The organism is Acetobacter sp. UBA5411, from assembly GCF_002409645.1.
GTDB lineage: Bacteria > Pseudomonadota > Alphaproteobacteria > Acetobacterales > Acetobacteraceae > Acetobacter.
In genome coordinates, this window is the sequence record NZ_DHNR01000005.1 from 74550 (window position 1) to 86484 (window position 11935).

Annotated in this window: 8 protein-coding genes; 7 read left to right on the top strand and 1 reads right to left on the bottom strand. The window is 58.2% G+C overall.

Annotated elements, in window-relative coordinates; all coding sequences use genetic code 11:
• Positions 1-232: 232 nt before the first annotated feature.
• Positions 233-1363, bottom strand: a complete 1131-nt coding sequence (tsaD, locus tag B3759_RS01200) for a tRNA (adenosine(37)-N6)-threonylcarbamoyltransferase complex transferase subunit TsaD (RefSeq protein ID WP_291362868.1) — start codon at positions 1361-1363, stop codon at positions 233-235.
• 41 nt (positions 1364-1404) lie between these two features.
• Here tsaD and hemC point away from each other — a divergent pair, with 41 nt between their 5' ends.
• The 7 genes from hemC to B3759_RS01235 all read left to right on the top strand — a co-directional run bounded on the left by hemC (position 1405) and on the right by B3759_RS01235 (position 11888).
• Entirely contained in the window at positions 1405-2475 is a 1071-nt protein-coding gene (hemC, locus tag B3759_RS01205; RefSeq protein ID WP_291362870.1) for a hydroxymethylbilane synthase, read from the top strand.
• Positions 2476-2485: 10 nt separating this feature from the next.
• Positions 2486-3220 carry a uroporphyrinogen-III synthase gene (locus B3759_RS01210; protein ID WP_291362873.1) on the top strand — a complete coding sequence of 245 codons (735 nt, stop codon included), beginning with the start codon at positions 2486-2488 and terminating at the stop codon, positions 3218-3220.
• Positions 3221-3251: 31 nt separating this feature from the next.
• A complete protein-coding gene (locus tag B3759_RS01215) occupies positions 3252-4499 on the top strand; it encodes a class I SAM-dependent methyltransferase (protein WP_291362875.1) in 1248 nt (415 codons plus the stop codon).
• Positions 4500-4986: 487 nt separating this feature from the next.
• Positions 4987-6066 carry a TolC family protein gene (locus tag B3759_RS01220; RefSeq protein WP_291362877.1) on the top strand — a complete coding sequence of 360 codons (1080 nt, stop codon included), beginning with the start codon at positions 4987-4989 and terminating at the stop codon, positions 6064-6066.
• Positions 6063-7244 carry an efflux RND transporter periplasmic adaptor subunit gene (locus B3759_RS01225; protein ID WP_291362879.1) on the top strand — a complete coding sequence of 394 codons (1182 nt, stop codon included), beginning with the start codon at positions 6063-6065 and terminating at the stop codon, positions 7242-7244. The genes B3759_RS01220 and B3759_RS01225 overlap by 4 nt, the downstream gene beginning before the upstream one ends.
• A 4-nt stretch (positions 7245-7248) precedes the next feature.
• Entirely contained in the window at positions 7249-10329 is a 3081-nt protein-coding gene (locus B3759_RS01230; RefSeq protein ID WP_291362881.1) for an efflux RND transporter permease subunit, read from the top strand.
• Positions 10330-10700: 371 nt separating this feature from the next.
• Positions 10701-11888 (top strand): Fic family protein, encoded by a 1188-nt coding sequence (locus B3759_RS01235; protein ID WP_291362883.1) that lies wholly within the window; start codon positions 10701-10703, stop codon positions 11886-11888.
• The last annotated feature ends 47 nt before the right edge of the window (positions 11889-11935 follow it).

The following is an 11935-nucleotide window of genomic DNA, read 5'->3' on the forward strand; positions in this document are numbered from 1 at the left end:
CGGTCTGGGCCCGTGCAGGAGCCAGACCGGCAGCGCCAAGCAGTACAACCACCGCGGCGCCTGTCAGAAATCGATTTTTCGTCATTTTTGCGTCCGTTAACCTCGGCAAGGCGTCGGACATAGCACACGACACCATAGCGACAAGCGATCTGCGTCAATTCTGTCGTGCTTATCGCCATTTATCAGAAGGAGCCTCTAAACAGTCATATTGAATGCACGGTTTAGAGACCCTTCAAACAGCTTCCCCCAGCACCGCAAATCGTTCCTGCATTTCAGACAGGGGCCAGCGTGGTCGCGGTCGCACAGCGCGGTCATCCGGCATGGGCAGACCGCGACGCGCCGCTTCATGACAGACTTCCAGCGCGGCCCACCCCACCATCACGGCATTATCCGTGCACAACCGCAGGGGCGGCGCTACAAACGGCACATCATGCTCAGCCGCGATACGGGTCAGAGACTTCCGCAGCACGCCGTTGGCCGCCACCCCGCCTGCCGCCACCAGCGTGGTCGGTGGCTTCATCATGGCGAAGGCGTGACGGACCCGATCCTCAATTACATCCGCGACGGCCTGCTGGAAGCTGGCAGACAGATCCGCCGCTACCGGGCGAGGAAGCGCTGTGTTGCCATAGGGTTCGATCTGACGGGCCAGCGCAGTTTTCAGGCCGGAGAAGGAGAAATCGCACCCTGCCCTGCCTTTTAGTGGACGTGGAAAAGCAAAGGCAGCCGGGTTGCCCTCTTTCGCCAGCGCTTCCAGTTGCGGGCCGCCCGGCCAGCCAAGACCGAGCATCTTGGCCACCTTGTCGAAAGCTTCTCCCGCCGCATCATCAATCGTGCCGCCGAGACGACGATACTGTCCGATCCCCTCCACCGCGAGACACTGGCAGTGGCCGCCGGAAACCAGAAGCAGCAGAAACGGGAAAGAAATATTTTTTTTCGAGACGCCGGGCAGCCTTGCTGACAGCGCATGGGCTTCGATGTGGTTGACCGCGATGAACGGTTTGTCGAGTGCGATCGCCAGCCCTTTGCCGAAGTTTGCGCCGACGATCAGCCCCCCGATCAGGCCGGGTCCGGTGCTGGCGGCGATGGCTCCCAGATCATGCAGGGCGAGGCCTGACGCCTGCACGGTTTTCCGCGCAAGATCGGGCAAAAGCGCCAGATGCGCGCGGGCCGCGATCTCGGGCACTACCCCCCCGAAAGCGGCGTGCGCCTCCTGCGAAATCACCTTCTCGGCCAGCACCTCACCCTCCGGTGAAAGAATGGCACACGCGGTCTCATCGCATGACGACTCGATGGCAAGAATTGGCCCTCTGGGATATAGAGCCTGTCCATCGGAAGCGTTTCTGTCGGTCCTGTCTGGCGTCACGTCACCTTTCCTTCATCCGGTGCTGGTAATAAACACGCCCAATGGTCTCCGCACAGCCATCACAAACGTCCCCGTCGCCGACCCTGCAGAAAATTGCAGCCGAGGCAGCCGCTCGCCAGAAGGCAGCGCCCCCGCAACATCGGCGGCAGCTTCCGCTGCGTGTCGGCACGCGTGGGTCGCCGCTCGCACTGTGGCAGACGCGCGCGTTCCTGACACGCCTGACGCGATTCTGTCCCGTCCTGCGCGACATGAACGCGTTTCAGGAGCACCTGATCAACACGACAGGCGATCAGGTCCAGAATCGCGCTCTGGCCGAAATTGGCGGCAAGGGGCTGTTCGCCAAGGAAATCCATGAAGCCCTGCTGGATGGGCGGATCGACTTCGCCGTGCACAGCCTCAAGGATCTTGAGACCACCCTTCCCCCCGGTCTCGTGCTGGCCTGCACCATGCGCCGCGAGGACGCCCGTGACGCGCTGATTCTGCGCCCCGGCTTCACGCCCGGCAACGATCCGAACGACCCCTATTCCGCTCTGCCTGAAGGTGCGCTGGTCGGCTGCGCCTCCGTCCGCCGTCAGGCGCAGATGCTGCATGTGCGCCCGGACCTGCGATTCGGCTTGCTACGCGGCAATGTGCAGACCCGCCTCGACAAGCTGGCGGCCCGTCAGTGCGATGCGACACTGCTGGCGCTCGCCGGACTGCGTCGTCTCGGCATGGAAGACCGCGCTTCCATCGTGCTGGAACCGTCCGTCATGGTGCCGTCAGCCGGACAGGGAATTGTCGGCGTTACGGTTCGTGAAAGCGATATCGAGCTGCGCGAACTGCTCTCGGCCATTGAAGACTATGAAGCCCGCGCGGTTTCGACAGCCGAACGCGCCCTGCTGGCCGAGTTGGATGGGTCCTGCCGCACGCCGATCGGCGGTTATGCCCGCCTGCTCTCGCCTTCAATCGGGGCAAAGAGCGAACTGCATCTCACCGGACTGGTCGCTTCTGAAGACGGCACGTTTCTGCTGCGTCGCGACATTGTCGGTCAGGCGTCGGATGCGGAACGGATGGGCCATGAACTCGGTCGCAGTCTCCGTGCGGACAGCCCCGCGTCGATCTTCACGGACTGACTCCACTGACATGAACAGGGACACGCCTCTCCCTCGCGGCGTCCTTGTGGTGCGTCCTGAGCCGGGTCTGACCGAGACATGCGAAATGCTGGAGCAGCTTGGCTGGCATTGCTGGGGGATGGAGTCGCTCGTGATCGCTCCCCGCACGCTCCCCACCCAGAGAGGGATTGCCGGTGTGCTCATCACCAGCAGCCAGTCGATTCCCGCTCTTTGCTCTGCTGTGGCCCACGACATTACGGTGTATGCCGTGGGCGACGCCACAGCAGACCGCGTCAAAAAACAGGGCTTCCAGACCGTCATCAGCGCCAGCGGCAATGCCGCGAAACTGGCGGAACTTGTCACGGAACGGCTTTCTCCGGCATCCGGCCCTCTTTTGCTGTTGTCTGGCGAGCATCAGGGCGTTGACCTTGCCGGAACGCTCCGCACCAGTGGATTTCGTATCCGTCGTCGTGTCGCCTACACCACCGCACCAGCGACAACATTGCCGTCCGATGCTCTTTCAGCCCTGCGCGAAGGGCAGATTGCAACAGTCATGGTATTTTCCGCCGCCAGCGCACGGGCTTTCTGCGCCGCCCTTGCCCAGACTGGCTGTGCCGCAGGCTCTCTGCGAGCCATTGCGATTTCACAAAACACGATGAAAGAACTGCGCAAAGCCGGCATCCAGACCGTTCTCACAGCGCAGTCGCCGGATATGGCCGCCATGCTCGACAGGCTGGGGCCTGCCCCCTCGCCTTCCTCTCATTGACCCGACAATCCGTGTCTCAGGAGACTTCATCATGACCAGCACCGATGCCCGTGATACGGAACTTGCCGCTCAATATGAGGCCTATCCTTATCCGGAACGCGATCCACGCGAGGAGACAAAGCGGCTGCTAATCGGCAGCCCCAGTCATCTGCGGGAAATCGATTACTGGGTTTTCGGCGCGCGTCGCCCCCGCTCGCAGCCTCTGCGTGCTCTTGTCGCCGGATGCGGCACCGGGGATGGCGCGATCATGCTCGCCACACAGATGGCCCGCAGCAATCGTCCAGGCGAAGTTGTCTGCGTGGACCGGTCCGAACATGCGTTGAAAATTGCAAAATCCCGCGCTGAAGCCCGCAACCTGAGCAATATCAGCTTCATTCAGGGCTCCCTCACCGATCCGGAAACACTGCCGAGCCAGTTTGATTACATCGACTGCTGCGGTGTTCTGCATCACCTACCTGCCCCACTGGAAACGCTGAAAGTCCTTGAACAGGCGCTGCTTCCCGGTGGTGGCATGGGACTGATGGTCTATGCGCCCTATGGTCGAACCGGCGTGTATATGGTTCAGGAAGCGCTCGAACGCCTCACGCCCTTTTCTGAATCACCATCGACACGGCTCGATATCGCCAAGCGGGTCATGCGCACACTTCCCGCCACGGCATGGCTGCGACAGAACGGCAATTTCGGTGATCACCTGACTGGCGGTGATGCTGGACTTTACGATCTGCTGCTCAATCCCCGCGACCGAGCCTATACGATCGGCGCATTTCTTGATCTGCTGACGGAAGCCGGTCTTGAACCATCCTGCCTGATGGAACCTGCCCGTTACGATCCCGCGCTGTTTCTGCCGGATCCGAAGTTGCGTGCCCGCGTGGAGAACCTGTCATGGCGGGAAAAAGCCGAGGTCGCGGAATCCCTGACAGGCAATATGGCGACGCATGTGGCCTATGTCGTACGAAACGGATCGCGCCCCACACCTCCGGATTTCTGTGATCCGGCGAGTGTGCCTGTCATGCGGGAAATACCGGGAGATGAGCTGGCAAAACAGATTCTCCCCAACAGCACGCTACCTTTTGCGTTCGGCACGCTAACGGTTCCCGTTCCGCTTCCCACTCAGGCACGAAGCATTCTCCCTCTGATTGATGGTGAGCGGACTGTGGGAGATATTGCCGCCATCATGCAGGAACGCGGTCTTTCAGAGCGGAAATTCTTCACGGTATGGGCAGAGCTTTTCTCAAGACTGGAAAGTCTGAACCGCGTTCTGCTGCTTCCTCCGCTCTGACAAACAGATACTTTTAACATCTGTTTACTCAGACTGAGGTATCAGAAAAACTGCCCACGGAACTCCTCTTCCCATCAGCATTTCCCGGGCGTGAAGCCAGAAGCCAACCGGGCCGGTCGCGGTTTTCAGGGGCAGCAAAATATAGAGATGGACACCCTGATCTGATTGCTTTTTTATATTGATTGCGCAATGTTCATCCTGTTTCTATAAAATATTTTTAATCTTTTAACCATTCCGTCGTGGGTGGCTGCACTCTATGCCTGTTTCAGTATCTTTGCTGTTCTGTGAGGGACTTTTTTTGTTTCCAGAGTGTGTCAGGCGTCTTTCGTTTTGTCTCTCGCTGATCCGCGTTCCTCGCGTTCGAACAGCGACGATATGCGGACTGTTTCTTGCCTCCGGTGTCCCTGCGCACGCAGAAACCCTGCGCGAAGCCATCCAGTCGGCCTGGACGATAGATCCGTCCCGCAAATCCATCTCGACGGACGCGATGTCCGCACACAAGCGCGCCTCGGCCGCACGGTCCTGGTTCCCTGACGGCCCGACCGTCTCCGGCCTGTACATGGACGATCATTTCATCGGCAGTCATGTCGGCTACACGACCTATCAGGGACAGATCAGCGTGCCCCTCTGGCTGCCGGGACAGGGTTCAGCCACGGAAGAAGCCGCGCTCGCCGATGAAAAGGTCGCCGCCCATCAGCAGCAGGTGCAAAGACTGGCCGTCGCCGTGCATGTGCTGGACCTCACCAGCGAAGGCTCCGTTCTCAGCGCCCGCATCAACAATCAGGAAATCGTCAGCGACGTGCTCGGCAGGACCATGTCGGACGTCGAGCGCGCCCTTCATGCAGGAGAAGTCTCCAACACGGATTACGAGGCAACGGTCACCGAAAAGGAAGACGTGGACGGTACGCTGGCGGAATCCCGACAGAGGCTTGAGAATATTCGCGCCGAACTGGAATCCCTGACCGGCACAGACACCCTTCCCGATCTTTCCGGCATTGACGGCCGGGGGCTGGGTCCAGTCGGCTCGCAACTTGACCCCGAGCATGATCCCCGTGTTCAGCTTGCGGAATCCGCCCTGAAACAGGCGCAGGCTTCCTATTCCGTCGCCCGCCACTCCTACATGCCCAACCCGTCGCTTGGGGTCATTCTCAGCCGACAGGAACAGTATCAGAGCCCTTGGGACACACAAATCGGCGTTGAATTTCAGGTGCCGCTGCCAAGCGAAGCCAGAAATGTTCCCATGGTCATGAAAGAGGTCCAGGCCGTCGGTCGGGCGGAGCGCGACGTCACGCAGGCGCATCGCCAGATCAAGGCCGAATATCGCCAGTTGCATAACCAGTTGACGACCTCCACCCAGATTCTTCAACATGCACGTCAGTTACGCGTCCACTCGGATCGTCGCGCCGCAGATCTTGCCGAAGCATGGCAGGTCGGCGAGATCCCGGTGATCGAGTATCTGCGTGCCAGACGAACTGCTCTTACAGCCGCTGAACGCTATGCCCAGGCAGACATTGTCATGCGAGCCACGATAGCCCGGATGATTCTTATGAGCGGAAATATTCCATGATCGAAACGAACAGGGTTTTCTCCCCTTCTTTTGTGTCAGTTCTGCTCAGCACCCTGCTCGCCTGTTCCGCATTTCTGCCTTCCGCCCATGCCGCGCCGCCTCTCCCAACAGTCACGATTTCCGATGAAGCGCTTGCCGCAGAGGATATCCACACGGCAGTCGCCCATCCAGGAGCCCTGCCGCATCACATGGATGTTCCGGCCTATATCGTCGCCGACGCCCGGAAGGTGGCGCATATCCGCCCCGTCGGCGGCGGACGTGTTCTTGATGTGGCGGTGGTCGCCGGACAGATGGTGACCAAGGGCCAGCCCCTGCTCACTTATGAGAACTTTACGCTGAACGACGACACGCAACAGCGCCTGTCTGCGGAGGCCGCCCTCCAGGAAGCCCGCGCCAGACGTGAGAATGCCCGCCAGCTTTATGATCGCGCCCGCACCCTGAAGGGGGGCGCGGTTTCGGTAGGAGAACTGGAGCGACGGGGCGCTGCCTTGCGGGAGGCGGATGCGCTCGTGCATGGCCGGGAAGCCGTACTTCGGAGTATGGCCGAACATCTCCGCCGCTATCAGTCCAGTATGGAACATCCCGATGAAGGGAAATCAGTCGTCGTGTCTCCAATCAGCGGCATTGTCACGAGCATTAATGTCGCCACCGGACAGGAAATGACTGCCAGCGGTGTCGCGCCGGTGGAAATCGAAAACCTGTCTCACGTCTGGATCGTCTCACAGGTCGATGAGGAGTCAGCGCCCCGTATCCGTCCCGGCGACCGCCAACTCACATGGCTTTCACCCGGTGAAGCCCCTCTTTCGTCACGCATTGACGTCATCGAAGGCCACGTCGATACAAAAACCCAGCACATTCTCGCTCGCAGCCTTGTTGAAAATCCGCAACAGCAGTTGCGCCCCGGCATGCTGGTAAAAACGCGTCTGTTCTCCTCCGACAAGGTCGAAGGCGTTCTGATCCCAAGCACGGCTCTTCAGACCTTCGCGGGATCGCCCTGCGTTTTCGTGCTGACTGCTCCCCATCGCTACAGTTTGCGCATTGTGAAGACCGGTCTCTCTCTTGAAGGACAGACCGTCATCACCGCAGGCCTGCAGGGTGGCGAAACCGTGGTGACACAGGGCAGCTTCACCCTGAAATCACAGGCCATCCTTGCTCCTTCCGCCGAGGCCAACGGCTGACCTTATGAAGCTTCTGCACTGGCTGATCGAAAAGCGCCTTTTCCTTTTCTGTATCGTCACACTTCTTATGGTGGCCGGACTGGCAGACATCAGGAGTCTGCCGGTGGAACCGGTTCCGGATATCTCGCCGCGTCAGGTGCTGGTGTCCGTGCAAGCGCCCGGCCTGCCGACGGAGGAGGTTGAAAAACTCGTCACCTCGCCTGTGGAGAAAGCCCTGTCCGGCGTTGTCGGCCTGACCAGCATGCGCTCCGTATCGCGCACCGGCGTGGCCGTTCTCTATCTCCAGTTCGACGATTCCACCGACATCTACCGCGCCCGTGAACTGGTCTCGCAGCGCCTGCCTGAAGCCCGCGACAGCGTGTCCGTGCATGGTCTGTCCATCGACATGGGACCGATGTCCACCGGCATGGGCGAAATCCTCCACTTACAGATTCGCGGTCGGGACCAGTCGCTTGAAGATCTGAACCGCCTAATGGTCTGGAACGTGGTGCCGCGCCTGCGCCTCGTTCCGGGTGTGGTGGACGTCAACATCAACGGCGGCGCTTCGGAAACCTACGAAGTCGCGCTCAATCCAATGGCCATGCGGCGTTATGGCGTATCTGTTTCGGACGCTTTCGACGCCGTCGATACCGGCAATGAAGCTGCCGGTGGCGCTTGGATCGAGCATAATGACGAACAGCACATCATTGTCGGCCGTTCGCTGATCGATGATCTGGCGGAACTGGGTGAGGTACAGGTCCGCAGCGGCCCGAATGGTGAAGTCGTTCATCTGCGCGACATCGGCATCGTGCGGAAGGGCAGCCGTCCGCGCATGGGCGGCGTCACCCGCGACGGACAGGGCGAGATTGTCAGCGCCGTCGTGCTGCTCCGTGAAGGTGCGAGTGCGCGGGCGACATTGAGCGATCTGAAGACCGAACTGCCGAAAATTCAGGCGTCCCTGCCCATTGGCGTCACGCTGGAACCCTATTACGGGCGGGAAAGTCTGACAGAGAAAACAATTGATACGGTCAGGGAAAACCTCTCACTCGGCGCCATTCTGGTTCTGGTTGTCCTGCTGCTGGTGATCGGAGACTGGCGGGCCTCTCTGGTTATCATCTCCGTGATCCCCTTCTCGCTTGTCGCAGCCATGGTGGGCATGCGGCATCTGGGCATCTCCGCCAACCTGCTCTCCCTCGGCGCGATCGACTTCGGCATGGTTGTCGATAGTTCGCTCGTCATTGTCGAGAACGTGCTGCACCGACGCCGTTACGACACGCCACTCCCGACGACCATCCTGTCCACCGTACGCTCCGTCATCCGCCCGGTCACCTTCGCTGTACTCATCATCGCCATGGTGTATCTGCCGGTCCTCACGCTTCAGGGCGTGGAAGGGCGGATGTTCACCCCGATGGCGGAAACGGTCATTCTGGCGCTGATCGCCTCCCTTGTTTATTCGCTGGTCTGCATTCCGGCTCTCTGTGTTTTTCTGGGACGCGGCAAAAAGCCCGACGCGCACGCACAGGACACACACGGAGACCATCACACCCGCTTCATCGCCTTCATGTGGCGTCTTTTCCAGCCTGCCTCCCGCTACTGCATGACGCATACGAAACAGGTCATGTCCGTGGCGGTCATTTTCCTGATCCTCTCCGTGTTTGTCGCCAGCCGTCTGGGCGGCGAGTTCATTCCCCAGCTTCAGGAAGGTGATCTGGTCGTCACCTCCACACGCCTTCCCGGCATTTCCCTTGATGCGTCCCTGAAGGCCGTGCAGGCCATCGAGAGGACACTCCGTTCCTTCCCGGACGTGCGCACGGTTGTGAGTAATACCGGCACGTCGGCTATCCCGACCGATCCACAGGGTGGAGAGCAGAGCGACACCTATGTGCTGCTCAAGCCTCATTCCGAATGGAAAACCGCCAGCACGCAGGAAGGTCTGGTCAAGGCTTTCAACGACGCGTTGCAGAAGAACAATCCCGGCTCGCTGTTCAACTGGAGCCAGCCGATCCAGATGCGCATGGACGACCTGCTTTCCGGTGTGCGGTCACAGATTGCAATCGGCATCTATGGTCCGGACATGACCGTTTTGTCGAAGCTGGCGACGCAGGTCTCCGACGTGGTCGCCAAAGTCCCCGGAGCAGCAGACGTCGCGCCGCAGGATGTTGGCACCATCCCGTATCTTCATATCGACGTTGATCGCACCATGGCGGGACGACTCAACACGGAAACCTCGTCGGTCATGGATGTGGTGGAGGCGCTCGGAGGCCATTTCGGTCCGCCCGTTTCCGTCGATGACGCGCTGATCCCCACAGAGGTGCGCTTTGCGGAAGATGCTCGGGAAAATATTGAAGATATCCGAGCCCTCCCCGTCATCACGCGCGACGACCGCACCGTCAATCTCTCTCAGGTCGCGCATATTGTGCTGACGGATGGACCGCCGACGATCCGCCGCGATCAGGGGCTACGCCGTACCATGGTGCAGGCCAATGTTCGCGGGCGGGATCTAAGTTCTTTCGTCAAAGCCGCTCAGGACGCTGTGGCGAAGAATATCAAGCTGGCTCCGGGTTATCGCATGGAATGGAATGGCCAGTTCAGAAATCTTCAGACAGCGGTGGCCCGTCTAGAAATTGTCGTGCCGATCATGCTCGGGCTGATCTTCCTGCTTCTCATGATGGCGCTTGGACAACTGGGACTGGCGGCGCTTGTGTTCGTCAATCTGCCATTCGCCGCAACGGGCGGTATTCTCGCGCTGTATTTGCGTGGCATGCCTTTCAGCATTTCCGCCGGGATCGGCTTTATCGCTTTGTTTGGTGTGGCCACCATGAACGGTCTCGTGCTGGTGTCCTACATTCACGATCTGAGAAAAGAGGGCTTCCTCCCCTTTGACGCTGCTGTCGAGGCCGTTCGTGAACGTTTCCGGCCCGTCATGGCTACGGCGACCGTCGCCTGTCTGGGCTTCTTCCCCATGGCGTTTTCCATGAGCGAAGGCGCGGAAGTTGAAAAGCCGCTAGCAACGGTTGTTATCGGTGGACTTGTGTCCTGCACGATGCTGACATTGCTGGTTCTGCCGTCGCTTTATGCTTGGCTTTACAGGAACAAGGCTAAATAGTGTCATATATATGACATATATTATTTATGTGTTTATTTATTAATATAAATGAACGATTTTTAAAATAAGTCATAACTATAGAAAATACATCTTCTTTGCTTTCCTTTCGACATTTTAATCTGGTCGCGCCCCATCGGAAAGCGTACAATATTGATTTAAAATCCGGTCCCTGAAGTGCGACCAGGATAGAACTGGCAGTTTTTAACCAGCCTTCCGCTAAAAAGCCGACCTCGCCACAAACACCCCAGAGTGTGTTGACCGGCTCTGGGTGTGTTCATTCTCGCAGGCAAAGCAAAACTCACGTCCCTATGACCGATCTTTCCGCCATGTTAGGATGTGAGTAAGTCGAAGCATGCCGTGTCGAGGGTTCTTTGTCCATTCATCAAATTTCGACAACTATTTTGCTGACAAATTGGGAAAAAGGCTCAAGCGATGCTGAGCGCCTTTGCGCAGATTTGTTGCGAATAGACGCCTTCGAAAATATTGATCCTCAGCAACCTCTCGGAGGGCCCGATGGCGGCAAAGATATCCTCTGTACTAAAGACGAAAAAACATTTGTTGCAGCAGTATATTTTCCGCGCGAACCTGTAAGCATTACAGCGATATCGAACAAGTTTTCTTTGGACTTACAAGCATCGCTCAAACACAACCGGAGCGGCTTCATTTTCTTAACAAACCAACATCTAACAGTTGGGGAACGCACTGAACTCGAAAGGATCGCCGCGGCTAACGGCAAGCGTTGTCTCATCTATCATCGTGAACGTCTTCGCGTAATGTTGGACACTCCCGCGGGCTATGGCCTTCGCCTTCGGCATTTGCACATACCGATGAGTAATGAAGAGCAAACAGCCTTCTTCGCAGCATCAGGGCAAAATTTCACGGATGAACTTAAGGCACAGACGCGAGCCATAGAATCTCTTGCGTATCGTATTGATCAATTTAGACAGCAAGGACAGGAGTTTTTCCTCCAAACGGTTGCTGTAATCGCCAGTGCTGTGCGAAACGAACACACTGATGTCCAAGCGATGTTGGCGGCAGCTGCTGCTGCGAGTTTTCAGCGAGCTGTAGAAGATCCCAGGGAAGCAGTGAGCGCACATCTTACTCCGTCTCTGCTTCGCTACGTACATCGATTAATACTGTCATCGGATTTGGCCTATGCGGGCAAATTTCGGGAAACACAAGTATGGCTGGTGGATGCAAATGGCGAACCAAGTCCCGGCCCCGAGCGCCCTGCATGGGATAGGGTTCCGTCCTTAATTCGTGAACTACTCGACCAATGGAATCGCGATTTTTCCAGTTTACTGGAAGACAATAATAGGGCGATCACATCTATTGCACGTTTCTTTCAACAACTGCTTTGGATCCACCCCTTTGTAGATGGTAATACACGCTTGGCGCAGGCCATTCTCGCACTACAAGCTCGTGAGTTGCTGGGCCTGCTGGCAGATCCAATTCTAGATCGTGGTACGGCATACTATATTGCGCTTCAGGAAGCCGATACTGGCAACTTGACTGCCCTTGAAGATCTAATCAAAAGCGCCGTCAGAGACGCCCGCTAGGCTCGATAACATTAAGTTACGGCAGATTTGGAGATCGTTCATATGAA

What these genes read in the sequence shown, in the direction of transcription:
- hemC (WP_291362870.1), top strand. Translation starts at nt 1,405, where the DNA reads ATGGTCTCCGCACAGCCATCACAAACGTCCCCGTCGCCGACCCTGCAG.
- B3759_RS01210 (WP_291362873.1), top strand. Translation starts at nt 2,486, where the DNA reads ATGAACAGGGACACGCCTCTCCCTCGCGGCGTCCTTGTGGTGCGTCCT.
- B3759_RS01215 (WP_291362875.1), top strand. Translation starts at nt 3,252, where the DNA reads ATGACCAGCACCGATGCCCGTGATACGGAACTTGCCGCTCAATATGAG.
- B3759_RS01220 (WP_291362877.1), top strand. Translation starts at nt 4,987, where the DNA reads ATGTCCGCACACAAGCGCGCCTCGGCCGCACGGTCCTGGTTCCCTGAC.
- B3759_RS01225 (WP_291362879.1), top strand. Translation starts at nt 6,063, where the DNA reads ATGATCGAAACGAACAGGGTTTTCTCCCCTTCTTTTGTGTCAGTTCTG.
- B3759_RS01230 (WP_291362881.1), top strand. Translation starts at nt 7,249, where the DNA reads ATGAAGCTTCTGCACTGGCTGATCGAAAAGCGCCTTTTCCTTTTCTGT.